Here is a 25154-nt window from a genome sequence, read left to right on the forward strand (position 1 = left end):
TTAGTTAACCAACCGCACGCTAACGGCGTTGAGGCCTTTTTTGCCCTGTTGTACTTCGAATTCCACTTTGTCGGCGTCACGTACGGGCTGTATCAGACCGGTAGCATGGACGAAGATATCCTCACCACCACCGTCGGGGGTGATGAAGCCGAATCCTTTGGTTTCGTTGAAAAATTTGATGGTACCGGTGCTCATACAACTGACTGATGGAGTGAAAGGATAAGGTAAAGGTATACGGATTTTTCACTTCCCGGCGCGGAGGAAACGGAATGTTGCGGTAATTACTGCCGCCCGGATAACGAAACAGCGGGCGGTAAAAAACAGATTCCCAAATGCTTATTAAGGCCGGCCCGCTCCTAAAAAGAGGCTGCGCGAAGCAAGCCCGGTATACACCCAAAAAGCTCTGACCGGAGCCAGAGCTTTTTGGGTGTATACCGGGCTTGCTATTCAGGTCAGGAAGAGCCCTTAAATGCGCTCAACCTTAACGGCATTAAGGCCTTTCTTGCCTTCGATTACATCGAATGACACCTGGTCATTCTCGCGGATTTCGTGGATCAGGCCAGTCTGGTGCACGAAAATCTCCTGGTTGTCGTCGTCCTGAATGATGAAGCCGAAGCCTTTGGCCTCGTTAAAGAATTTTACTTTGCCCGTTTTCATAGCGTGCGTTAAAGGTCTGGGTAATGAACTGTGGGGGTGAACGAATACGGTAAAACTAATACTGTTTTTGCAACTGACCGTGGGCCGCGCCGGAATAAAGATGCGTCCGGGAAAAGCCCGCGGCTGATTCGGCCCCGGAAAAAAGCGGTGCCGCGGGCTCAGCCCGGCGCTTTGCCGGGCGGCGGAAGGAGCGCCACTGAAAAACCATGTAGCCGGCCGGCCGTATAATTCGGACGCTTATCTACTTGTTTTTCACCCTCATTCCCCCCTGATCCATGAAAAACGAAGAAAACAAATCGACCGACCAGAGTCAACCCACTACGCCGTCTGATCCGACTACCAACGTCGGAACGGCGATGCCGATGAATACGAACTCTCCCGCCTCAGCCAGTGGATTGCCGGCCGGTACTTCCAGCGAAGCATTGGCTTCCTCGGAAACCAGCATGGGCCGCGGGGCAGTAGGAGGCGGGCCGCCCCCAACTCAGAATCGAGAAGCTGACCCTAAAGCGCTGACGCCTGCTGCCGGCAGCAAATCGTCGGGCCGCAGTGCCCCAGCGGCCAACGCGGCCGCCAAGAAGGGCAGCCCACCCCAGCCGGGCTCCCGAAATCAGAGCAGCCAGTCCGGCGGCGGCACCAACAAAAGTACGAGCCCGACTGCCAGCCCCGACGACGCTGCCACCTACGGGGGGAATTTCGGCAACAGCACCCAGGGCAGCTACAACGACCACGACCGCGAGCAGAACCAGCAGAGCGGCGCGGCCCGGGGTGAATTCGGCAGCCAGGGCTACGGCAATACCCAGGGCGGCTACGGCAACCAGTACCGCGAAACCCCCGGCCGCGGCGACGGCCACTACGGCCATGATCAGCAGTATGGCGGGGAGCAGTACGGGGGCGGCAGCAATGGGCAGCACAACTCCTACCGCAACTACGACGGCCGGCCCGAGCAGTACCGGGGTGGCCAAAGCCAGCCGGACCACGACCGGGGCAACCAGGGAAACCGGTATGATCAGAACAGTCAGGGAAATTACGGCGGCTACAACCAGCCGAATCAGCGCCCGGCCTACGGTAACTCGCCGGGTGGCTATGGCCAGGGTGAGGGCTACCAGAACCGCCGCAACCCTGACTATGGTAATCAGCAGCAATACAATACCGGCAGTCAGGGCGGCTACGGCAACTCCCGCGACGAGCAGGGCTATGGCCGTCAGGGAAACTATGGCGGACAGGGCAACTACCCCAACCCAAATCAGGACCGCTCCGGCAATGGGAGCAGCTACCAGAACGATAACGGCTCGCCTCAGGGTCGGGGCGGCGGCTACAGCAACGACTACGGCAACTCCTCGGGCGGCTCGAACTACGGCAGCCCCCGGGGCTACGACTCCGACCGGAACAGTTTCGGCTCCAATGGCCGCAACCAGGATGAAGATCAGCGCTCTTCCCGCGGCGGCTACGACAACCAGGGTTCCGGCCGGGGCGGTGAATACGGCCAACGCGGGGGGCTGAACGACTATCCGCAGCGCGGGGCCAATCCGGAGGATGACCGCCGCTACCGGGCCGGCTCTTCCAGCCGCCAGGAAGACCGCAACTACGGAGGCCGGCAGGAAGGTCGGGGTACGAGCGGCTCGGGTAACGGGGCCGGCAACTACGGCGGCAATTCGCAGGAGGGCTTTGGCTCCCGCGGCGGCTCCTACAACGACGAGTACGATGCTTCGAACCGCAACAGCCAGAGCGGCTCGGCTTCGCGGGGCGACTACGACAGCGCGGACCGCAGCCAGAACTACGGCTCAGACCGGCGCAACCAGTACCGCCCCGACGACGCTACTGACTACGGTTCATCTCCCCGCCGCAACCGGGGCCGTGATGACGAGGACCGAGGCTAAACTTCAGATTGTCTAAGGCATAGAAAAGGCTTTCCAGAACTATGGAAAGCCTTTTCCATGCCTTGCTGGTCCTGAAGGCCCGTCAGTGGAAGAGCCGATAGGAACGCTCAGGCCGGAGCCTGAAACTGCTGGCGGTAGTCCTTGGCAAACTGCTCGATAGTGCGGGCCGGGCAGCTGGTGAGCTGCTCGACGGTGGGCGTGACGCCGGCCGCGTAACCGGCTTTGTACAGCCGTTGCAGCTCGAGCATAGACTCGCGCAGCCAGGCCGGTGCCTGCGCCATTGCCTGGGCGGCAGCTTCTTCGGGTACATCCACATAGCTGATGGCCCGGCCGGTAGCCTGACTCAGGGCCGCGGCCACGTCGTGCCCGCTCACGGCCGCCGGGCCGGTCAGGGTGTAGGCCTGGCCGTAGTGGGCGGAGTCGGGGGCGCTCAGGATGGCGGCGGCAGCGGCGGCAATGTCCCGGACGTCGATATAGCTGACCTGCCCCGCGCCTACCGGCATATAGAACTGTCCTTCCCGCCGGATGGAGTCGCCGTTGTAGTTGAGGAAATTCTGCATGAATCCTCCCGGCCGCAGCAGGGTGTAGGCCAGGCCGCTCTGCTCCAGATACTGCTCGACTTCCCGGTGCCAGCGGCCCAGCTGAATTCCGGGCTCGGCCTCGGCACCTGCTGCGGAGAGCTTCACTACCTGCTGCACGCCCGCCTGCCTGGCCGCATCCACCAGGCGCTTCCCGATTTCGACCTGGTCTTCGCTGAAAGGGGTAATCATGAACATCCGGTCGACCCCGGTCAGGGCCACGCGCAGGCTCTCGGGCCGGGAATACTCGATTTCGACCAGCTGTACCCCGGGGTCCAGCTGCCGGAGCCGTTCGCCTTTGATCAGGGAGTGGACGCCGGCCCGAACTGTGAGCCCCCGGTTGGTCAGGGCTTTTACCAGCTCCGAACCCACGGTGCCGGTGGCTCCGGTGACGAGAATAGTGTGCGACATAACAGGCAGGTTGAGTGGTAGATACTGATTATTAGTGGTGGGGACGAGGCGTAGCAGCCGAAAGTTGCGCCCGGTCCTCCCGGCGGGGGCACCACGGGTACCCCGCATAGCTCCGCCTCATTTTTTGGTGGCCCGGTAGAGCTTGCCCTTTTCATTGCTGAAGATGAAGTCGTGGTTGTTGACAAACACCAGCGCTTCGGCCTGGCCACTCGAAGGAATGGGGAGACAGGTTTTAACGCCGTCGAAAAGTCTTTGCCCGGGCTTACGCTCAATCAGGTACACGTGGCCGTAGCCCAGCAGGGCTACCCGCCGTCCGTCGGGACTAATGTCGGCGGCCGTTATCCAGGTGTTGATCCGGATGCTGTCGGCCAGGCGGGCGGTGTGGGCGCCGGGGCGGGCGGGCAGCACGTATTCCTTCACCCAATTGTCCTCCCCCCGGTTTTTGGTGAACAGGTGCAGGCTGTCGTCCAGAAAAAAGAAGGCTTCGCAGTCGAAGTTGCGCCTGGGCTTTTTGGGCGGAAAGGCGTGCTGGTCGGGGTACTGAAACCGGATGGTATCGACCTGCCGGAAGTCGGGGCCGTCGAGCCGGTAGATGGCCAGGTTGCGGCGCTTGTTCTGGTTGTTGCCGAAGTCGCCGATGTAGAGGTGGCCGGCCGGGTCGCGGGTGAGGTCTTCCCAGTCCACGTTGGCCAGCGGGTCGAGGTCGAGGGTCTGCAGCAGGTCGCCCTGCCGGGTCACGCGGTAGAGCTTGGCCGTATTGCCGCCGTCGCCGTGGGTCCAGAGGTCGTCTTCGGTGTCGGCCAGCTCGAGCCCCGAGCTTTCCACCACTTTTTCCTTGTCGAGGCGCCCGGCCAGCTTGATATCATAGGCCTGGCTGACCTTATCGAAGCCGCCGCGGCCCTGGTCGCCGTAGCAGCCGCAGAGCACCGATTGTAAGAAGACCAGCACCGGAAAAAGCTTGTCGCGCAGCAGAAACAGCATGAGAAGAAAGTTAGAAACGCTTTACCCGCCAAAGAATACTCCGGAAAGAAAGCTCCTCCCGGCCGTGCATACGCAGGCGGCGGCGGCGGGGCTAAAATAAACCCGGGGTCCGGTACCGGATTTGCTTTCATAAGCCCGGCTGAAAGGGTAGCTTGCTGAACTCAACTCACTACTATTCAGCTGAATTTATGGGAATTCGGGGCCTCCTGACAGTGCTGTTTACCGGTCTGAGCTGTTGTCAGGCCCCGGCCCAGACCCCGGCCCCGGCCCCGTCGCCCGATTCGACCCATTTCGCCCCCGGTATGCTGAACGTAGCCGCCGCGGCGAAGCAGCCGTTGCTTCGGCAGATCAGCCCCGCCCTGCGGGTTGGCATTCCCCTGGTGCTGATTGGCGGCAGCTATTTTGGCCGGGAGCAGAAGCTGATCCGGGAAGCCCGCCTGGAAATCCGCGAGGAAGTGGGCGAGAATTTCCCCGCGTTCGAAACCAGGCTCGACGACTACACCCGCCACGTACCCGTGGCGGCGGCCTACGCCCTGCACCTGGCCGGCGTGCAGTCGGCCCGCGGCGTGGTGCCCTTCACCCTGATTCACCTGGCTGCGCACCACCTGAACGCCGGCGTGACGAGCAACCTCAAGCGCCTCTGCCGCGCCCCGCGCCCCGATAATCCCACCGACTTCAGCTCTTTCCCCTCGGCCCACACCAGCCAGGCCTTCATGACGGCCACGCTGCTGCACGAGCAGTTCGGCAAAACCAGCCCCTGGATCAGCGTCGGCGGCTACGCGGTGGCCACGGCTACGGGTGCCATGCGCATTCTGCACAACAAGCACTGGATTACGGACGTGGTAGCCGGCGCGGGCGTAGGGTTCCTGTCGGCCGAAGCGGTGTGGCGGGCCTATCCCTACCTGACCCGGCTGCTGCCGTCCAGGCTGGCGCAGAAGCTGCTGCTGGTGCCTACGTACGCGCCCGGCGGGGCGGTGGGGTTTATGCTGGCGGTGAATCCCTAGCTGTATAGTCGGCTAAAACCGCAGATAAGGCCGCAGCTTGTCCAGGGTTTCGGCGTCCAGAATCCGGATCTGGCGCAGGTCATCGGCTTGCCTGAAAGGGCCATGCTGCTCCCGAAAGGCCACTACCACCCGGGCCAGCCGCTTGCCCACGTACGGGTGGGCCTGGAGAATTTCAAACGAAGCGGTATTCACCTCCAGCAGCGCCGGCGCGAAGCCCGGGGCCACGAACGTATACTTGCGCAGGCTGTCGACCAGATCCGGGGCATCGCGCAGGCTGTAGATTTCACCGAGCTGATCGGCCCGGATGAAGCCGCCCAGGCGCAGCCGGTAGTCGACTACCCGCTTCGACAGCCCGCGCCCGATGCCGCGGATCTGCATCAGCTGGGTGGTGTCGGCGGTATTGAGGTTGAAGGCCGCGAGGTTAGTGGGCTTGCGGGGAAACCGGCCCGGGGTGGTCGGACCAGCCGCCCGGTCGGGGAACCGGCGGTCAGGGTAGGTCGCGTAGTCGCGCGCGGGGCGGGGCGGGCGGGGTGGCAGCTGGTCGGGCAGCTGCATGTAGGGGGCCAGCCGGGCGTAAACCGAATCGGGAAATCCGTAGGTGCGCTTGATCTGGGCTTTGGCCTTGAACCCGCCGATAACGTCGCGGAAGTGGACGATGCGCTTAGCCACGTAGCCCGGCAGGCCCCGGGCTTCCCAGTCGGTAGCCGATAAGGTATTGGGGTTGAAGGGGGCCAGGGCCACCTGCGGCACGGCGGGCCGCCGCGGGTAGACGCGGCGGGGGTAGCGGGAAATGAACTTCCGCGGCTGGCGCTGGGCGGCCAGGGTCGCCGCTACCTGGTCGAGCTGCTGGCGGTCGGGTGCGGGGTCGTAAGCGGGCAGGGCCGGGCGCAGCAGCAGCGGGGCCACCAGCCAGAGGAGCAGCAGCAGCAGCAGGACGACAAAGCCCGAGGTTTCGCGGCGCGAAAAGCCAAAGCTGCGGCGCAGGTAGCGGCGCCAGGCGGGCTGCGGCTTTTTAACCAGGACAGGCTTCACGATAGTCTTAATTACTGATGTTACGCACTGTGAGGCAGATTGCCGGCGGGGAGAAGTTAGGAGTCAGGAGTTAAAGGAGAAAGAAACGAAACGGATGCCCAGGCAGACGCGCCTTGAATCGGCAGCCTGCTCGTATGCTGCCTTCCAGCTTCTGCCTTCTGACTCCTAACTCCTCAAACAGGGTTGCCGTAATGCCCCGCGGAACAGTAGATAATTAGCGCTGCTATATATATAGAAGCTGCAGAGCCACCAAAGAATACCGGAGTAATTACCTTGTCCTGACCCACATCTTTGGCGGGACACGGCGGGAAAGCTGCAGGGCCGCCGCTGGAAAAAATGTGGGCAAGGACAAAGTATGGTCGTCGCCCCGGTTTTTGTCGCCCCGGGTACCGAAGGTAACCAGCGCCGCAATATTTTCGCCGGGATTGGGCCCGGCCCGGGCCAGGGTGGGCGCGAGCGGGTAAAATATGGCCGGTAACGGCAGCAACAGCAGAAACGGGACTCGGTGCCTGCCGGCAAGACACCGTGATTCCGCTAAAAACCGATTCTGGCGCCGGCGCGTAATTGCCATGAAACCAGCCAGAGCGCGTATCATTACGGCTGGTTGCCCGCCTGTTTTCCCTCCCCGCCGTCGTTATGAGCCAAACTGCCCCCCGTACCCCTGAATTTCTGGACCAGCTTGCCGCCGACCTGCGCGCCTTGCGCGAAGTGAACGTACAGCGCTTCCGCTCCTTGTCCGATGATCAGCTCAACCGCCGCCCCGCGCCCGGAAAATGGAGCATCGGCCAGTGCCTGGAGCACCTCAACATCACCGGCGGGCTGGTGCTGCCCGTGATGGCGCGCAAGCTGAAGCAGGCCCAAGAAAGCGGGAGCAAGCCCGCCGAAACGGTAAAAACGGGCTTTATCGGTCGCAAGCTGATTACGGCTATGCAGATTCCGGCCAGCGAAAACCCCATGAAGTCGCCGCAGCAGTATGCGCCCAGCGGCAGCCGCCTGCCGCGCACGGTGGTCGAGGTATTCGGCCGCCAGCTCGACGAGCTGACCAGCCTGGTGGAGCAGGCCCGCAAAGTCAACGCCAACGCCATCCGCATTTCCAACCCCGTGATTCCGCTGCTTTACCTGCGGCTCACCGACCAGCTGGAGCTGCTGGTCGTGCACCTCAAGCGCCACGTAGCCCAGGCCGAGCGCGTGCTCGACGGCGTGGGCATGGTTATCGACTAAACGCCGCGTAAGCGCGGACAAAAGCAGTTGTCCTCCTCCTTTGGTAAGCGCCAGGGGAGGAGGACAACTGCTTTTTAGGGCGGGCCGCTAAAGCGCCGGCCGGAACAGCCCGCCCGCGGCCGCTCCGCGGGGATACTGCCGCCTGGTCGTTGGGTATTTCGTTTTTAATGCGGCTCCGGTGTGGAATGCCGTTCAACGCGGCATCTGAATTTTGCCAACTTGCTCACCCTTCCTGCCTGTCTCTTATGCGTCCATTCCTGCTAAGCTTATTCGCGCTGCTGATGCTGATTTCCTCCGGATCTTCCCAATCGACGCCCCCCGGCAACGGTGGCCCCGATCCTAAAAAGTGGCAGCAGGTCGATGCGCTGCTGAAAAAAAACCAGACCACCTCCGCCGCCAAACTCGTCGATGAGCTCTACCGCGCCGCCCGCCAGCGCCAGGACACCCCGGAGTATCTGCGGGCGCTGCTCTACAAGCTGCGGCTGCTCGAAGCCCGGGAGGAAGAAGCCGACGTCAAAGCCATTGCCCTGGTTGAAGCCGATCTGAAAACCGCGCAGTTTCCGGCCCGCCCTATCCTGCACAGCCTGCTGGCCCAGCTCTACGCCAACTACTACCAGCAGCACCGCTACCAGCTCTACGACCGTACCCGCGCCGCGCCGGATTCGGCCGACCCCAGCGCCGCCGACCTGCGCACCTGGGATGCCGCCCGCCTGGGCAGCGCCGTGGTGCAGCACTACCACGCCTCGGTGCAGGAAGAGCCCCGACGCCAGCAAGAGCTGCCGTTGAAACAGCTGGGCGACGCCGTGCGCAGCGGCGACGCGGAAGGCCGCGCCCTGCGCCCCACGCTCTACGACCTGCTGGCCCACCGCGCCGTGGAGGGCTTGCAGAACGACGAATACTACGTCACCAAACCCGCCGAGCAGTTTGAGCTGACGCGCCCGGCCTTGTTCAGCCCGGCCGCGGAGTTTGCCCGCCTCCGGCTGACCGCCCCCCCGGCCGATTCGCTCAACGGCCAGTTTCACGCCCTGCAGGTGCTCCGGCAGCTCACGGTTTTTCGGCTGGCGGATACCCGGAACCCCGCCGCCCTGGCCGACGTGGACCTGATGCGGCTGCGCTTCGTGCGGGAGCATGCCGCAATGGCTAATGAAGATTCGCTCTACCAGGCGGCGCTGGCCCGGGCCGCCGAAACCTACAGCGCCCTGCCCATCAGCACGGAGTTTATGGCGGAGCAGGCGGAGAGTCTGGCCGAAAGCCAGCCGGCCAGGGCGCAGGAGCTGGCTATGGCCGCCGAAAAGCGCTTCCCCAAATCCCGCGGGGCGCAGCAGGCCCGGGCTTTGCGTCAGCGCCTGGAGGCGGTGGAGCTGAGCTTTACTACTGAAGCCGTGGTGCTGCCGAATCAGCCGTGGCTGCTGAAGCTGAACGGGCGCAACGTGAACAAGCTCTACGCCACTGCCTACCGGGTGAGCACGGCCCAGGCCGTGCGGCGCCTGGAGCGCGAAGGCCGCTACGATGAAAACAGCTTCCGCAAAACCTACGCCCGCGCCCTGACCAATTCCCCCGCGGCTACCTGGGCGCTGGACCTACCCGGCCCGGCCGACTACCAAAGCCACCTGGTGCAGCACGCCGGCCCGGCGCTGCCGCTGGGGCGCTACCTGATCGTGCTGAGCACCACGGCCGACAATCCGACCAAAGAACGCGCCGGCGTGACTACGGCCTACGCGCTGCTGGATGTGAGTGAGCTGAGCCAGGTGCGGCGGGGCGGGGCAGATTCGGAAGGCCCGGAGCTGCTGGTGCTGCACCGCCGGCAGGGCCAAGCCCTGGCCGGGGTGGCCGTGCTGCCCTTCTGGCAGTACTACGACCAGCCCACCCGCACCTACCAGCAGCGGCGCGGCGCGGTGCTGACCACGACGGTTGAAGGGCTGGCGCAGATTCCGCTGGGACTGATGACCGGACAGAATACCCAGCTGCGAGCGGTGCTGCTCACCAAAGGCCCCGACTCCCTGCTGGTGCAGGAAGGCGGCTATTATGGCCCGCGCCGGCTGGCCCAGCCCGATCAGCCACCCCAGCGCCGTACTTTTCTGTACACCGACCGCGCCATTTACCGGCCCGGCCAGACGCTGTACTTCAAAGGAATTCTGACCGAAAACCGCGCGGGCCAGTCGCGGCTGCTGACCAAACAGGCCGTATCTATGCGGCTCGTGGATGTGAACGGCCAGACGGTGCAAACGCTGCCCTTCACTACCTCCGACTTCGGCTCTTTCCACGGCTCCATCGTGCTGCCCGTGGGCCTGCTCAATGGCGAAATGAGCCTGCAAACCGACGATGGCAGCCTTGGCTTCGCGGTGGAAGACTACAAGCGGCCCACGTTCCAGGTCACGTTTGAGCCGGTGGCGGGTACGCCCGTGCTGGGGCAGTCGGTAACGGTGCGGGGCAAGGCTACGGCCTACGCCGGCCAGCCCATCGACGGGGGGCAGGTGCAGTACCGGGTGGTGCGGCGCACTTTCTGGCCCCTGTTTGGGATGAGCTACAGCAGACTGTATGGCTCGCAGGGGCAGCCGGAGGTAGAAATTCTCAGCGGCACCACCCAGACCGATTCGGCGGGCGGCTTTACGGTGACGTTCGTGGCCAAAGCAGAGCTGGAACCGGGGCGCAACAAGCGCGGCCCCTGGCAGCCGGGCTACGGGTTTGAAGTAACTGCCGACGTAACCGACGCGGCCGGCGAAACCCGTACCGGCACCCAAAGCGTCAGCCTCGGCACCACGGCCCTGACCCTGCGCCTCGACGTGCCGGCGCTGCTGAACCGCGAAAAGCTGCCCCTGCTGAATCTGTTCAGCACCAATGCGGCCGGTGAAGCCCGGCCGGCCCGGGGGCAGCTGCGCCTCTACCGCCTGACGCCCCCCGCCCGGGCGCTGCGTCCCCGCGCCTGGGAGCGGCCGGAGCGCGAGGCCCTGAGCCGCGCGGAATTCCAGCGCCGGTTCCCGCTCGATGCCTATGGCAAGGAAGACAACGACAGCACCTGGGCCCGCACCCTGGTGCTGACCCAGGAGTTCGACACGGAAAAGTCGCCGCTGCTGCCGGCGCTGACCACTCCGCTGGCCCGGCAGACGCCCGGCCGCTACGTGCTGGAAGCCACCGTGCCGGCCGCCGCGGGGGCCGCGCCCGTCAAAACCGGGCAGGTCTTCACGCTTTATTCCGCCACGGCCGCCACCCTGCCCGTGCCCACTCCCGACTGGTTCGTGAGCCTGCAGGATAGTGTTGCGCCCGGTCAGCCGGCCCGTTTTCTGGTGGGCAGCGCCGAAGCCGGGGCCCGCATCCTGCTGGAAGCCGAAGCGCAAGGCGAAATCCTGCGTCACGAATGGCTTACCCTGGCCGCCGGGGAGCAGCGCCTGGTGGAAATTATGGCCCCGGCGGCCCTCGATGGCGTGCCGCTCTACGTTCACTTCACCCAGGTGCGCGACAACCGCCTCTACCTCCACACGGCCGCCGTGCAGGTGGCCACACCGCCCGCGCCGCTGGTGCTCAGCATTGCTACGTTCCGCGATAAGCTGCAGCCGGGCCAAAAGGAAACCTGGCGCGTCACCATCCACCAGACCGGCGGCCAGCCCGCCAATGCGGAGCTGCTGGCCACGCTGTATGATAAGTCGCTGGACGTGTTCCGGCCGCATTCCTTTATGGAGCTGGAATTTCCGAAGCTATATTATCCGGCGGTGCTGGCCTGGAATGGGCAGTTTGGGACGGTAGATTCGAGGGCGTTATTGGACGGTAGCGCAGTAGCGGGGCCTGTGCGGGACATTGCATATCCCCATCTTAACTGGTGGGGCTTCTATGCGGCCAGTAGTGATTCGGAGACGGAAGAAATTCCGGATCAGAATAGCCTGCCGAACAGGATGGTCGCTACCCAGACGGTGAGGGGGAATACTGGCAATGCGCTGCGGGGTCGGGCAGCAGGCATCGCGGTAGAATCTAGTATGATGATGAATGATGCCGAGAGCAAGCAGCTGAGCGAAGTCGTAGTAACTGGCTTAGGAGCTGAAAATTCCAAGCCAGCGCAGGCGGCCCAACCCGACCTTTCCGCTGTGCCGGCCCGCACCGATTTCCGCGAAACGGCTTTCTGGCTGCCCGCGCTGCGCACCAATGCCCAGGGCGAAGCCGTGCTCGAATTCCAGATGCCCGAGGCCGTGACGCGCTGGCAGCTGCTGGCTCTGGCCCACGACCAGCAGCTGCACTCCGGCCTGCTGCGCCGCGAGCTGGTCACGCAGAAGCAGCTGCAGGTGACGCCCAACGCCCCGCGCTTCTTCCGCGAAGGCGACCAGCTGCGCTTCACCGCCAGGCTCAGCAACCTCACCGCTCAGCCTATGAGCGGTACCGCCCAGCTCTTCCTCTTCGATGCCCGCACCCAGCAGCCCATCGAAAGCCGCGTGCTGAAAGGCCCCGCGCAGGTGAAATTCGACCTCACCGCCAACCAAAGCAGCGCCCTGGGCTGGGAGCTGAGCATTCCCGAAACGGCCGAGGGCCAGGTGCCGCTCGAAGCCATAACCTACCGCGTGGTGGCTGAAGGGCAATTAATAATGAACAATGAACAATTAACAATTGACGGTAGGAAGGCGGGGAAGAAAGCCAAAAGCCAAAAGCCAAAAGCCAAAAACCAAACCCCAGTCACGGTATCCGATGGGGAGGAGAACACGCTGCCGGTGCTGCCAAATCGGATTCTGGTAACCGAAAGCCTGCCGCTGCCCATCGTGGGGCCGGCCACGCGGGAGTTCGAGCTGCCCAAGCTGACCCGCACTACTTCTCCCACGCGGCGCAACTACTCGCTGACGCTGGAAATGACCGAAAACCCCGCCTGGTACGCCGTGCAGGCCCTGCCGTACCTGATGGAATATCCGTATGAGTGCTCCGAGCAGATCTTCAGCCGCCTCTACGCCAACCTGCTGGCCGCGAAAATTCTGCAAAGCAATCCGCGCCTCAAGCCCATGCTGGCGGAGTGGCAGCGTGCCGCCCGGAGCGGGGATAAAACGGCCCTGACCAGCAAGCTGGAGCAGAATCAGGAGCTGAAAAACCTGCTGCTCCAGGAAACGCCCTGGGTCCGGGATGCCAAGTCCGAAACCGAGCGGATGCGGCGGCTGGGGGAGCTCTTCGACGAGCCGCGCCTGAAGGCCGAAACCACCCGCGCCCTGGCCAAGCTGGCCACGATGCAGCAGCCCAACGGGGCCTTCCCCTGGTTCGAGAAAATGCCCGCCGACCGCTACATCACCCAGCTCATCGTGGCCGGTTTCGGTAAGCTGCGCAAGCTGGGCGCATTCGATGCCACCCAGGATGCCCAGGGCCGCCCACTGCTCGAAAACGCCCTGCGCTACCTCGACGAGCAGCTGCAGAGCGACTATACTGAGCTGCGCCGCCAGCCCAAAGCAGACCTGAAACAGAATCACCTGGCGGATCTGCAGATTCAGGCCCTCTACGCCCGCAGCTTCTGGCCTCAGCCGGCAGGGGCCCAAGCGGCGCAGCCCGCCCGGGCGTACTACCAGCAGCAGGCCGCCACGTTCTGGCCCACCCAGACGCGCTACCTCCAGGCCCAGCTGGCCCTGGCGCTGCACCGGCAGAAAGCCCAGCCCGCCGCGGTGAAAGAGGTGATGACGGCCCTCACCGAAAATGCGCTGCACAGCCCCGAGCTGGGCATGTACTGGAAAGAAGTGCGCGGCGGCTACTACTGGCGCGAGGCCCCCACCGAAACCCAGGCCACCCTCATCGAAGCCTACGACGAAGTGCTGGGGGACCAGAAATCGGTGGACGAAATGAAGCTCTGGCTGCTCCGGCAGAAGCAAACCCAGAACTGGGAAAGCACCCGCGCCACCGCCGACGCCTGCTACGCCCTGCTGCTGCGCGGCTCCGACTGGCTCCGGCCCGGGCAGCCCATCCAGGTTTCGGTAGGAGGGCAGGCCGTGAAGCCCGCTACCCAGCAGGCCGGGACGGGCTACTTCAAAACCACCTGGACGGCGGCGGAAGTCCGGCCGGAACAAGGCCAGGTGAAGGTGCAGAAAACGGATGCCGGCGTGGCCTGGGGGGCGCTGTACTGGCAGTACTTCGAGCAGATCGACAAGATTACGCCCGCTGCCACGCCCCTGCAGCTGGAGCGCCAGCTCTACCGCGAGCAGCGCACCACGGGCGGCCCCGTGCTGGAGCGCCTCACCGCCGCCACGCCCCTGCGCGTAGGCGACGTGCTGGTGGTGCGCCTGGTGCTGCGCGCCGACCGCGACCTGGAATACGTGCACCTCAAAGACCAGCGCGCCGCCGGCCTGGAGCTGATTGGCCAGACGTCGGGCTACCGCTACCAGTCGGGGCTGGGCTACTACGAAAGCCCCCGGGATGCGGCCACCAACTTCTTCATCGGCTTCTTTCCCAAGGGCACCCACACCTTCGAGTACCGCCTGCGGGCCGCCCAGAGCGGAGATTTTTCGGGTGGCCTGAGCCAGCTGCAGTGCCTCTACGCCCCCGAGTTTACGGCCCATTCGGCCGGTATTCGGGTGCAAATCAGGGTGCTAGGGGAGAAATAGGAAAAACCTGGATTTTTCGGACCCAATTCCCTGCGTAGGTGCTTGTAACAGCCTTTGGAGTAGATGAACAAAATCCTGGTCTTGCGAATCGGACCGGTTGGCCGTACTTTTGCGCCTTCCAAGTGATTGAAACGATGTTGACACGAAATCTTTATTTAGCCGTCGGTTTGCTGCTGAGCAGCGCTTCGGCTTTTGCGCAGGGAGACAGGAATACGGCTTCGACCGACCATAAAGGCCAGGTAGCCCTGCCCGTTACCCAGGCCCTGCCCGGCGAAGAAAAGCTCACGGCGCGGGAACGGGCCGAGCGGGACTTTCTGATGCCGGTGCGCCGCAAGCAGGCCGCGGCTCTCAAAGCCGCCGCTCAGGAAGAGGCCAGCCAGCAGACGGCCATTGAAGCCTCCGCCTCGGCTATTGGTCCGGAAGAAGCCAGGCCGGAGGAAGTTGCCGCCCCGGCTGCTCCCAAAGCCGCCCCGCGCCGCACGTATCACCGCCGCAGCTCCAGCCACCGCCGCCCCAGCTCTTCGGCGCACAAGCGCAAAACCACCAGTAAGTCGGGTACCACCAAAAAGAAGGTGGTGAGCAAGAGTCACCGCCGGTAAATGCCGCCACTCATGCGAAAGAGGCCAGCCATCAGGGCGGGCCTTTTTTTATGCGGTGCCCCGTCCGATGCGGGCCTGCCGGAAGTATCGCTACCCGGCTCGTCCTGGGCCGCAGAACAGCCGCAAAGCGCTTACAGGGTTGTCGCACAAACGCCCGCTGAATACCCAAGCCGCGTAGCGGTGACCGAGCTGTTTGGGTAGTTCTGTCCCCGCTACGCGGTTTGGTATTGCTTTCGAGATAATTATCGGTGAACCTGTCGCCGCGTAGCGGCTCTTTTGCGGCCTGGGCTACTTGTTTGTTTCCGGTTCGCTGAGGGGCTGCTCTTCGTCGGGGGCGGCTCCGTAGCGCGGGGTGCGGGGCGTGGGCAGGCGGCTGGTTTCGGTGGCTCCCAGGCGCAGCCCGTAGCCGAGCTGCACGGTGGCGTAGGAGCCGCGGGTGCTGGCTACGAAGCTGCCCTGCCGCACGGTGCCGGCAGCGTCGAGGAAGTCGGCCTGGGTCGAGCGGATTTCACTGAACCGCCGCAGCCCGCGCTGGTAGGTCGCCGTGAGCAGCAGTACCTGGCGCGGGCTCAACTCGTAGCGCAGCAGGGCTTCGAGGCCGGCCATGGGCGTGCCGCCGCTCTGGGTTTCGGTCACGGCAATCAGGGGGCGGGTAGGGGTGGGGCGGGTATCGGCGGCGGTGTGCCAGAGTGGGCCGGTGTAGTGGTACGAGCCATGGAGCGGCAGGGCGTAGGTGCCGGTCAGGGCTACATCCAGGGCCCAGCGCGGCCCGGGCAGCCACAGGTCGTAGAGCACGGCCCGCACGCCGTATTGGTACAGGGTTTTGCTGCCGATGCCGGAGCCCAGGCGCCCGTTTTCGAAGCGATAAGTGAACTGTTGGGCCAGCCCGGTTATGCGTTGCTCGAGGCCCAGGCCCAGCCACGGACGGACGGGCAGCGTGAGACGCAACGCGGCCCCGGAGCTGAACCCGGGCACCGTCCGGAAATTGTCGGGCAGGTTGTGCCGCGTCAGCGCGGCGCGGCTCAGCACCGCCCCGCCGCTCAGGCTCAGCTCCGGACCCCGCTGGGCATAGGCCGGCGCGAGGCAGCCGGCCAGGATAAAACCTGCGCCCCACAGGCCACGGTTAAGGGAATAAATACAGGAAGTAGAAATAGGCATGCCGCCTCAACGCGGCGCGGTAAGGCAAATTGTGCCCGACCTAAGTATTCTGCGGCATCAGCCGTACCACCAGGCCGTCGAGGCGCCCGGTGAGGCGGATCTGGCAGGAGAGGCGACTGCCGGCGCTCATCACGGGCAGGCTTTCCAGCATCGCCAGCTCATCGTCGGAAGGTTCGGGCAAGCCGGGGCCGGCCAGAACCTCCACATGGCAGGTGCCGCAGAGGGCCATGCCGCCGCAGGTAGCCTGAATGTCGTAGCCATCGGCCTTGAGCAGCTCCATTAAACTCAGGCCCATATCGGTGGGGCCTACTACCTCATGCCGATGGCCGGGTGCTTCCTCCACATACACGCGTACGTCTTCAGTCATGTTTTTCAGTTGCCCGTTATGAGTTGCCATTTGCCCGTTGCGTGTTGCCAGGAACGAACTGGTAACACGCAACGGGCAACTGGCAACTGATTACAGCGTGGGGACTCCGTTTACGGTGGTGTATTTCAGCACGTACTTTTTGTCGGGGTAGATGTGCTTGTAGGCGCCCTGGGCCATGAGGGCCGCTTCGTGGAAACCGCACAGAATCAGCTTCAGCTTACCCGGATACGTGTTGATGTCGCCGATGGCGAAGATGCCGGGCTCCGAGGTGGAGTAGTCCAGCGTGTTCACTTTCACCGCGTCGTTTTCCAGATCCAGGCCCCACTCCCCAATTGGGCCGAGTTTGGGCGTGAGGCCGAACAGGGGAATAAACGAGTCGACGGGCAGGCTTTCGGTTTCGCCGCCGTTGGCCGTGATGGTTACCGCTTCCAGCGCAGCATCACCATGCACGTGGGTGACGTTGCTGCTCAGCACCAGCCGCACGCGGCCGGCATCGTGCAGGGCTTTCACCTTCTCGGCCGAGTCGGCGGCCCCGCGGAAGGTAGTGCCGCGGTGAACCAGGGTTACTTCCTTAGCCACGTCGGCCAGGAAAATGGTCCAGTCCAGGGCCGAGTCGCCGCCACCGGCAATGACGAGACGCTGGTCGCGGAAGGTTTCAGGGTCGCGCACCATGTAGTACACGCCCTTACCGGCTTCGAAGGTGTCGAGGCTCTCGATGGCGGGCTTGCGCGGCTCAAACGAGCCCAGACCGCCGGCAATGGCAATGGCCTTGCACAGAATCTCGGTGCCGTCGGTGGTCGTCAGGGCAAACGTGCCGTCGTCCAGCTTGCGGAAATGCTCGACCCGCTCACCCAGCGTGAAGGTAGGGTGGAAGGGCTCAATCTGGCGCATCAGGTTGCGCACCAGGTCGCCGGCCAGAATGTCGGGGAAGCCGGGAATGTCGTAAATCGGCTTCTTCGGATAAATCTCGGACAGCTGCCCGCCCACCTGCGGCAGCGCGTCGACCACGTGGCAGCGCAACTTCAATAAACCCGCCTCAAATACGGCGAATAACCCTACCGGCCCGGCGCCGATAATGCAGATATCAGTGGAAATCGAATTGGTCATGCAGAAAACAAAAAAATGAGCAGCCCTTAGCTGGGGAGTAACAGGAAACTCCCCTAAAACGTTGGCTGACCCGGCTGATTCAGCGGTCAGGCAACAACTCCGGCCGCCACCACAGACTGATTTTTGGCACCCGGACAACCCGGCTCCGCCGCAAAGGTACAAACAAGGGTGCTACGTTCACCGGTGGTTTACGCCTTAGTCAGACCCGCCCACCGTTGTTAGCGCAGCCTAACGTCAGCAACCTGAGCCGGGGGCAAAAGACCCACAAAAAGGCTTTCAGCGTGGTGCTGAGCGATTTTTTCGTGGTCATGTAACAACTACGGTCCGCGGCCCCGAAGGCTTGCTAACCTGTTTTTTATCGGCGGTGGTCTACTTTGGGGTGCATCGGCGATTATGCCCGTCAATGCAGCCTCGAATGCGCCGGTGCTGCATGGTCAGGCACAGGCTAAGAAGTGGTTTGAGTTAGCGTAAGAGCCGTTAAAACGGGGTAGAGACGCCTCCTTGCGTCTGGTCGTTGAACGAAAAGCGTGGTGCCGGCGCGGCCGCCGAGACGCAAGTAGGCGATTTCTACCCCGTTCCAGCGCTAACTCAAACCGCTTCTCAGCCGTTTGGTGGTGCTCATGCGGGCTACGCCCGTCACGCGCGCGATACCGCGCCGGGAGTTGCGCTCTTCGGGCAACTGCCCGACCTGGGCCAACTGCGCGGTCCGTGCGGGAGCGGCGGGGGTAAAACGGCTTGGAGGCCGCAGGCCGGACACCGGTAGCTGGCCTTGCCGTAGCTTGGGTCATTCTTGTGCAGGGCCGTGTTGCGGCACCTGGCGCAGGGGTGGGCGGTTAAAATCATCGGCTACCATAAGGCTTCACCACAACTCAGACCACCGCCGATTTTGGATAGACTGCCCTAATGACCATCCAGCCACCACCCGCCGCCTACTGCCTCATCCAAACGAAACGAGCGGACCAGATGCCCCGCTCAGGTCATTTTCCCCTACCTCTCTAAACGGGGCCGGTCCTTCAACCCCGGCCAGTCGCCGGGGACCCCTGCGGGGCAAGCACACCCGCGCATCGGCCGCTTCATCAAGGGCAGGGGGTTGTTTTCACCGCTTTTAACCTTCCGGCGTTGGGGTAAAAGGCCCCAACGCCCAATCGTCGGAAACCTACTGCCGCCTGCCGCAACGGGCGGCCCGGTAATCGGCCGAAGCCAACCGCAGTAAAAGGCCCGCTTCTGCCAACGCCGCCGGGCCGGGCTGCTTGCCACTGAACTTCCCCGCGAATAAGCTAGCTTTGGAAAACGGCCCCGCATCAGGGGGCCGGTGGGTGCGTTTCCGCTCTTCTCTCTCGTGTATTCATGCCTTTCGCCGACGCCACCCCCGACGACTTGTTTCAGGCCCTGGCCGAGGTATCGCTCACGGGCATCATCCTCTTCCGGCCCGTGTACGCGGCCGACGCGGCCACTATCGTCGACCTGGCCTACGTGCGCCTCAACCCCGCCGCCCAGCGGATGCTGGCCCGGCCTGAGTGCCCCGCTGAAAGCTTCCTGACCCTGTACCCGGCCACGCTGGAAACCGGCGTTTTCGCCTTTTACCGCGACACGTTTCTGGCCGATGCCCCCGGCCGTCTCGACCTCAATTACCAGCACGACGGCCTCGACAACTACTCCCAGCTGGCTGCCCGCCGCGCCGGGCACCTGCTGGTGGTGAGCTTCACCGATACCGCCGACCACGACCGCACCGCCGCCGAGCTGGCCCAGCGCCAGCGCCAGGCCCGCGAGCAGGCCGCCCGTGCTCAGGCCGAGGCCCAGCGCCTGCTCAACGTCTTCGCCCAGCTCCACCACGTGCTCATGGCCCGCCTCAGCGGCCCCGACCACGTGGTGGAGCTGGCCAATGAGGGGTTCGAGCAGCTATTTGGGGGTCGGCAGATGACCGGCCAGCCCTTCCGTCAGGCCGCGCCCGAGTTGGCCGGGCAGGGCTTTTTTGAGCTGCTCGATGCCGTGTACCGCACCGGCGAAACCTACGCGGCCACCGAGGCCCCGGTGGACCTGCCTCCGGTCGGGTCGGGCCTGTTTGCGCCCCGGTACTTCAGTTTTGTTTACCAGGCTACCCGCGATGCCGGCGGTCATATTGATGGGGCTCTCATTGTGGGCAACGAAGTCACCGAGACCGTGCGCGCCCGCCAGCGGCTCGAAGACCAGGCCCACGAGCTGGCCCGGCTCAACCAGGAGCTGGAAGCCCGCGTGGCCGAGCGCACCCAGGCCCTGCGCCATGCCCAGGCCGAAGCCGAAGCCACGACCCAGCGGCTGCGGCGCGTGACGGAAAGCCTGCCCGGCACTAGCTTCACCGTGGACCAGGCCGGGCAAATACTCTACATCAGTCCCCAGTGGTACGCCTACACCGGCATGGGCACCGGCGCGGACGTTGCCGAGGCGTGGCCCCAGCTCATCCACCCCGACGATCTGCCTGCCATTGCCCAGGAGTTCGGCGCGGCCCTGGCCGGCGGCCGCCCCTGGGGCTACGAGTTTCGCCTGCGCGGGGCCGATGGGCAGTACCGCTGGTTTGCCAGCCAGGGCGTGCCCGAGCCGGTGGCGGAGGCCGAAGCCGCCGGCCGGCCCCGCCAGTGGTACGGCTCCAACCTCGACGTCGACGACCTGAAGCGGGCCCAGCAGCAGCTCGAAGAAAAAGACCAGCTGCTGACCAGCATCCTCTCCTCCATTCCGGCCAGCGTGGTCACTTTTGAGGGGGAAGACCTGCGCTACGGCTTCTTCAACGATACCTTTCAGCGTCGGGTGCAGGGCCGGGCCGTGCTGGGCCGCCCGGCGGGGGAAATCTTCCCCGAAGCCGAAGCGCAGGGCTTCCTGACGCTGCTGCGCCAAGTGCTGCGCACCGGCGAGTCCTACCAGGCCCAGGAGGTGCCCGCCCAGACCCGTGACCCGCGCACGGGGCAGCCGTGGAACATGTACCTGGACCTGGCCTACCTGCCGTTGCGCCACGGCCAGCAGCCGCCCCACGCCGTCCTTGGCTTCACCCTCGACGTGACCGACCGGGTGCAGGCCCGCCGGCAGGCCGAGGCGGCCCAGGCCCAGGCCCTGGCCGCCGCCGAGCAGGCCGCGGCCCAGCGCGAGGGGTTTTACCAGGTATTCGAGCAGACCCCGGCCGGCATTGCCTTGCTGCGCGGGCCCGGCAACCACTACGAATACGTCAACGCGGCTTACCAGCAGCTCTTTCCCGGCCGCCAGCTCGTGGGCCGCACCGTGGCCGAAGCCGTGCCCGAAGCCGGGGAGCAGGGCTTCGTGGCCCTGCTCGACCAGGTATATCAGACCGGGGAAACGTATGTCGGGCAGGAGGAGTTGGCGGTCGTGGCCCAACCCAACGGCCAGCCGCCCCGGGATACGTACTTCGATTACACCTACCAGGCCATGCGCGAAGCCGGGCATATCGTGGGCGTCTCCATCTTTGCCACCGACGTTACCGAGCGGGTGCGGGCCCGCCGGCAGCGCGAGGCCCAGCAGGTGCAGCTGGCCGAGCTGTTCGAGCAGGCCCCGGTGGCCATCGCCGTGGTGCGGGGGCCGCAGTACGTCATCGAGGTGGCCAACCCGCTCGTGGCCCAGCTCTGGGGCCGCACCCTAGAGCAGGTGCGGGGCAAGGCCCTGTACGAGGCCCTGCCCGAAGTGCGCGGCCAGGGCTTCAAGGAGCTGCTCGACCAGGTAGTGGCGAGCGGCGAGGCCTTCGCGGCCCAGGAGGTACCGGCCCAGCTGCCCCGTGCCGGGCAGTTGGCGACGGTGTACCTTAACTTCGTGTATCAGCCCCTGCGCGACGCCCAGGGCCGCATCGACAGCGTGGCGGCCGTGGCCATCGACGTAACCGCCCAGGTGCTGGCCCGCCAGCAGCTCGCCCAGGCCAACGCGCAGCTTACGGCCGCCAACCGCCAGCTTATCCGCACCAACACCGACCTCGACAACTTCATCTACTCCGCCTCGCACGACCTCAAACAGCCCATCGCTAACATTGAGGGCCTGCTCGATGCCCTGCACGAGGAGCTGCCCGCCGACCTGGCCGCCGCCCTGCCGGTCGGTCCCATCCTCGCCCGCATGGCCAACTCGGTGGAACGCTTCCAGCGCACCCTCGACCACCTAACCGACATTACCCGGTTGCAAAAGGAGTACGGCCCGGCCGCCGTAGCCGTCAGCGTACCGGCCGTACTCGACGACGTGTGCCTCGACCTGGCCCCGCAGCTGGCCGCGTCGGGGGCCCGGCTCACCCGCGACGTGGCCCAGTGTCCGCCCTTGCTCTTCGCCGAAAAAAACCTGCGCTCGGTCCTGTTCAACCTGCTCAGCAACGCCCTCAAGTACCGCTCGCCGCACCGCACCCTGCACGTGGCCATCAGCTGCCACGCCGTGCCCGGCTACCAGGTGCTCGAAGTACACGACAACGGTCTGGGCATTCCGCTGGCCCAGCAGCCGCGCCTGTTCGGCATGTTCCAGCGCTTCCACGACCACGTGGAGGGTTCCGGCGTTGGCCTGTTCATGGTTCGCCGCATGGTCGAAAACACCGGGGGGCGCATCGAAGTCCACAGCCAGGAAGGCACCGGCACTACCCTCTTCGTGTACTTTCCAGTCGCGGACGCGCCGGCCGCGTAAGTCCCTGTGTACTTTCATTCCCCCCGATGCCCCAGCTTCCCTGCGTGCTGCTTGTCGATGACGACGAGACCACTAACTACCTCAACCGCCTGCTTCTGGAGCGGCTGGGCATCGCCGCCCATATCCTGGTGGCCACCAACGGCCGCCAGGCCCTCGACCTGCTGCCCGAACACTGCCCTGAACCCACCGCGCCCACCTGCCCGGTCCTCATCCTGCTCGACATCAACATGCCCGTGCTGAACGGGTTTGAGTTTCTCGAAGCCTACGCCCAGCTGCCCCCGGCCCGGCGCGACGCCAGCGTGGTGCTCATGCTCACCACCTCTCTGAACCCCCGGGACGCCGAGCGGCTCCGAACCCTGCCCGCCGCCGGTACCATCGCCAAGCCGCTCTCCAAAGCCAAAGTCGCCCAGCTGCTGCACGAGCATTTCGGCCACCCGCTGCCCAGTGCTTGAAACAGCTGGCCAACCCCAGTTCAGGTTTAACTGGAAACCAAAAATTAATGGCACGAATCAAAACGAGCGGACCACTGGGCCCGCTCGTTTCCTTTTCACTCTACCTCTCTAAACGGGGCCGGTCCTTCAGCCCCGGTCCGTTGCCGGGGACCCCTGCGGGGCAAGCGTACCCGCGTATCGGCCGCCTTCGTCAGCCGCGCAAACCTACTCAGCAGCAGCCCCGACCACGACACTTCCCCATCAGACAGGATAAACGCCACGTCGAGTACCTCCGCTTGCCCGCTGCTTTTCAGGGCCTGGCGCAGGGTGGGCGAGTTGCCGTAGGCCGCGTCACCCCCTACCCAGTCGGTCGCTATCCGCCCGCCCCCGAGCAAGTCCTTGACCAGCGCGGCGGCCAGTTCCGGCTTGCTGCGGTAGGCCTGGGCGGCGGCCTGGATGCGGGCCTGGGTGCAGCGGGCGGCGGCGGCGCTCCAGGCCGTGGGCAGGTAGAGCCGCCCGCCCACCAGCCCGGCGTGGCTGCCCCGGCAGAGCACGGCGAACACCCCTACCGGCCCATTACGGACCTTGCCCACCTGCCCAATGTACTGGCGAGCCACGCCCACGCTCTTATGCCCCGCCTTCTCCCAGCCGCACTCATCCAGCAGCAAGTCCTGCTCCCCGCCGAGCGGGGCCAGGCTGGCGGGAACCCGCCGCGCTACCTCGTCTATCACGGCCGCGCCATCCCAGGTAGAGACGCTGATAAAGTGATGCAGGGCATCATACTGCGAATCGGGCAGGCGTTCGTTTATGCGCTCCACATTGCTTCGGCAAGCGTGAAACAAGCCTTTAAAATATTGCCGACAAGGAACAAGTTGGCCATGCAGGCGCGGCCGGAAAAACGGACCGTAGCTCGCTACGTACGTCTCTGCTTTTTTTCAGTTACGGGTAAATCCATCCCCCAAAATTACGCCTGCGCGGCCACTTGCCTAACTTGCCAAAGCAGAGCTAAGTCCTGCCTAAAAAGGAGGCGTCAGGCTGAGCGAAGCGTAGCGGAGTCGAAGCATCGCGCCTGCAGCCGTAATTCCTAATCGGATGGAGTAGTGCCGCACGCGAGATGCTTCGACTTCGCGGACGCCAGATGAAGCATGACGAGCTGTTTTTTGGATGTTTTGGTAGTTGGGAACAGGTCTAACGACTCACTGCTTAGGTTGACTTTTGCCAGCCAGGCACGACAACTTTTGAGGCATTTTCCCTGGTCTGTCTCAAAATGCCACTTCCACCTCCTGGACCAGGTTCATCCGGGTCGCGTCGGCCAGAAAGTAGTTGGCCGAGTTGTTGAAGCTGTCGGCGTTCAGGAATACGCTGTTGACCACTTTGCCGTCGACCAACAGGTCCGCTTGGATGTACTCCCCTCGGGCGGGCAGCAAATACAAATAGCCAGGTCTGCTGACATCGTCGTACTGGATGCTGAGGTAGAGCCGCTTGCCCCGGGCTACCGGGCCCATGGTAGCGGTCGTAGAAGTCATCTTTGCACTCCACATCACGGTGCCGTCTCCCGGAGCCCGCAACGGCGTGTCGCGCACACACGCCGAGGCCGGCATCCCCACCCAGGTGGCAGTGTTGGTGAGGCGGATGGCCACGACCCCGGCAGCCGGCGCGGGATCTTCCGTGCCGCTGCAGCCGGCGCAGGCCAGGAAAAGGACGAGTGATAAGAATTTTGTTTTCATGAGCTTGGTGCTTTGGGCATTACGTGAGGGTAAAATGTGAATTACTCTGGGTTAGGGGAAGGCGCCGGGCGGTGGCCAGGGCGCACTCCGGGTCCCCGCCGCCGCAGTCGCGGGGGCATTAGCCGCGGCTGAATCCGGGTGGTTCTTTCTTGGGTAGCTGGGTAAGTAGGTCGTGAAAATTACTTTTCAATAAAAAAACGTCATGCCCATCTGGCGTCCGCGAAGTCGAAGCATCTCTACCGCTTCATCAGGTCCGTTCAGCGAAGCGGTAGAGATGCTTCGACAGGCGGACGCCAGATGAAGCATGACGTGCTGATAAGTCAAACTAATTCCTTCGGCCTACTTAATCCGCCCCGGATCGGCTATTTGGTGAGCATCACCCGCCGGGTGTACTGCCGGTCGCCCAGCCGCAGGCGGCAGGTGTAGAGCCCTTCGGCCAGCTCCTGGCCGGCCAGGCTGGTTTCGTAGGCCTGCCCCGCCTGGGCCNNCCGCGCTGGCATCGATGCAGATTACCGAACCGTTGTGGCACACGGTCACCCTATCCTTCTTGCTGCCGCAGCGCACATCCCGCACCACCAGGGTGACGGCGGCCGTGTTGGAGCAGCCGAAGCTGTTGGTGGCGGTCACCTGGTAGGTGAACGTGCCCGCCGCGGTGGCCGAGAACACCGGATTGGCGAGGGCCGGGTTGCTCAGGCCGGCGGCGGGGCTCCACCGGTAGCTCACGCCGCCCGAGGCCCGCAGCGTGGCGCTTTGGGGTCCGTAGCCCAGGTACAGGTTGGTGGGGATGCCCCCCGTGTACAGCGCTGTTGCGGGCAGCACCG

Annotated in this window: 17 protein-coding genes; 7 read left to right on the forward strand and 10 right to left on the reverse strand. The window is 64.4% G+C overall.

The features are described from left to right. The gene (locus ABD833_RS08850) at window positions 1-195 is read right to left on the reverse strand and encodes a cold-shock protein (RefSeq protein ID WP_345072417.1); all 195 of its coding nucleotides are present in this window, start codon (window positions 193-195) and stop codon (window positions 1-3) included. A 270-nt stretch (window positions 196-465) separates the two neighbouring features. Beyond that, entirely contained in the window at window positions 466-657 is a 192-nt protein-coding gene (locus tag ABD833_RS08855; RefSeq protein WP_345072418.1) for a cold-shock protein, read from the reverse strand. 275 nt (window positions 658-932) lie between these two features. Between ABD833_RS08855 and ABD833_RS08860 the strand changes: the two genes are divergently transcribed. Continuing rightward, on the forward strand, window positions 933-2534 hold the full coding sequence (locus tag ABD833_RS08860; protein WP_345072420.1) for a hypothetical protein: 1602 nt from the start codon (window positions 933-935) through the stop codon (window positions 2532-2534). 107 nt (window positions 2535-2641) lie between these two features. On the opposite strand, the gene ABD833_RS08865 is transcribed toward ABD833_RS08860, so the two are convergent. Both ABD833_RS08865 and ABD833_RS08870 read right to left on the reverse strand, forming a co-directional pair. Beyond that, window positions 2642-3523 carry an SDR family oxidoreductase gene (locus tag ABD833_RS08865; protein ID WP_345072421.1) on the reverse strand — a complete coding sequence of 294 codons (882 nt, stop codon included), beginning with the start codon at window positions 3521-3523 and terminating at the stop codon, window positions 2642-2644. Window positions 3524-3640: 117 nt separating this feature from the next. Continuing rightward, on the reverse strand, window positions 3641-4504 hold the full coding sequence (locus tag ABD833_RS08870) for a hypothetical protein (protein ID WP_345072423.1): 864 nt from the start codon (window positions 4502-4504) through the stop codon (window positions 3641-3643). Between the two features lie 188 nt (window positions 4505-4692). Here ABD833_RS08870 and ABD833_RS08875 point away from each other — a divergent pair, with 188 nt between their 5' ends. Beyond that, window positions 4693-5508, forward strand: a complete 816-nt coding sequence (locus ABD833_RS08875) for a phosphatase PAP2 family protein (RefSeq protein WP_345072424.1) — start codon at window positions 4693-4695, stop codon at window positions 5506-5508. A 12-nt stretch (window positions 5509-5520) separates the two neighbouring features. Here ABD833_RS08875 and ABD833_RS08880 read toward each other — a convergent pair whose 3' ends face one another. Continuing rightward, window positions 5521-6540 carry a ComEA family DNA-binding protein gene (locus ABD833_RS08880; RefSeq protein WP_345072425.1) on the reverse strand — a complete coding sequence of 340 codons (1020 nt, stop codon included), beginning with the start codon at window positions 6538-6540 and terminating at the stop codon, window positions 5521-5523. A 636-nt stretch (window positions 6541-7176) separates the two neighbouring features. On the opposite strand from ABD833_RS08880, the gene ABD833_RS08885 reads away from it, so the two are divergent. The 3 genes from ABD833_RS08885 (at window position 7177) to ABD833_RS08895 (ending at window position 14911) form a co-directional block, all read left to right on the forward strand. Then, window positions 7177-7761 (forward strand): DinB family protein, encoded by a 585-nt coding sequence (locus ABD833_RS08885; protein ID WP_345072426.1) that lies wholly within the window; start codon window positions 7177-7179, stop codon window positions 7759-7761. Between the two features lie 245 nt (window positions 7762-8006). Next, entirely contained in the window at window positions 8007-14312 is a 6306-nt protein-coding gene (locus ABD833_RS08890; protein ID WP_345072427.1) for an alpha-2-macroglobulin family protein, read from the forward strand. Window positions 14313-14479: 167 nt separating this feature from the next. Next, a complete protein-coding gene (locus tag ABD833_RS08895; RefSeq protein ID WP_345072428.1) occupies window positions 14480-14911 on the forward strand; it encodes a hypothetical protein in 432 nt (143 codons plus the stop codon). Window positions 14912-15199: 288 nt separating this feature from the next. Here ABD833_RS08895 and ABD833_RS08900 read toward each other — a convergent pair whose 3' ends face one another. The 3 genes from ABD833_RS08900 to ABD833_RS08910 all read right to left on the reverse strand — a co-directional run bounded on the left by ABD833_RS08900 (window position 15200) and on the right by ABD833_RS08910 (window position 17543). Continuing rightward, window positions 15200-16069: a hypothetical protein gene (locus ABD833_RS08900; RefSeq protein ID WP_345072429.1), complete on the reverse strand. Its 870-nt coding sequence runs from the start codon at window positions 16067-16069 to the stop codon at window positions 15200-15202. 40 nt (window positions 16070-16109) lie between these two features. Next, window positions 16110-16436 (reverse strand): 2Fe-2S iron-sulfur cluster-binding protein, encoded by a 327-nt coding sequence (locus tag ABD833_RS08905; protein ID WP_345072430.1) that lies wholly within the window; start codon window positions 16434-16436, stop codon window positions 16110-16112. A gap of 90 nt (window positions 16437-16526) precedes the next feature. Beyond that, complete coding sequence (locus tag ABD833_RS08910) at window positions 16527-17543, reverse strand: NAD(P)/FAD-dependent oxidoreductase (RefSeq protein ID WP_345072432.1); 1017 nt, start codon at window positions 17541-17543, stop codon at window positions 16527-16529. 1347 nt (window positions 17544-18890) lie between these two features. Here ABD833_RS08910 and ABD833_RS08915 point away from each other — a divergent pair. Both ABD833_RS08915 and ABD833_RS08920 read left to right on the forward strand, forming a co-directional pair. Continuing rightward, a complete protein-coding gene (locus tag ABD833_RS08915; protein ID WP_345072434.1) occupies window positions 18891-22175 on the forward strand; it encodes a PAS domain-containing protein in 3285 nt (1094 codons plus the stop codon). Between the two features lie 26 nt (window positions 22176-22201). After that, window positions 22202-22627, forward strand: a complete 426-nt coding sequence (locus ABD833_RS08920) for a response regulator (protein WP_345072435.1) — start codon at window positions 22202-22204, stop codon at window positions 22625-22627. Between the two features lie 95 nt (window positions 22628-22722). Here ABD833_RS08920 and ABD833_RS08925 read toward each other — a convergent pair whose 3' ends face one another. Further along, window positions 22723-23490: an IS701 family transposase gene (locus ABD833_RS08925; RefSeq protein WP_425553606.1), complete on the reverse strand. Its 768-nt coding sequence runs from the start codon at window positions 23488-23490 to the stop codon at window positions 22723-22725. 378 nt (window positions 23491-23868) lie between these two features. Further along, window positions 23869-24333, reverse strand: a complete 465-nt coding sequence (locus ABD833_RS08930) for a hypothetical protein (RefSeq protein ID WP_345072437.1) — start codon at window positions 24331-24333, stop codon at window positions 23869-23871. Window positions 24334-25154: the final 821 nt, after the last annotated feature.

The sequence above is a fragment of the Hymenobacter fastidiosus genome (genome assembly GCF_039539565.1).
Lineage (GTDB): Bacteria > Bacteroidota > Bacteroidia > Cytophagales > Hymenobacteraceae > Hymenobacter > Hymenobacter fastidiosus.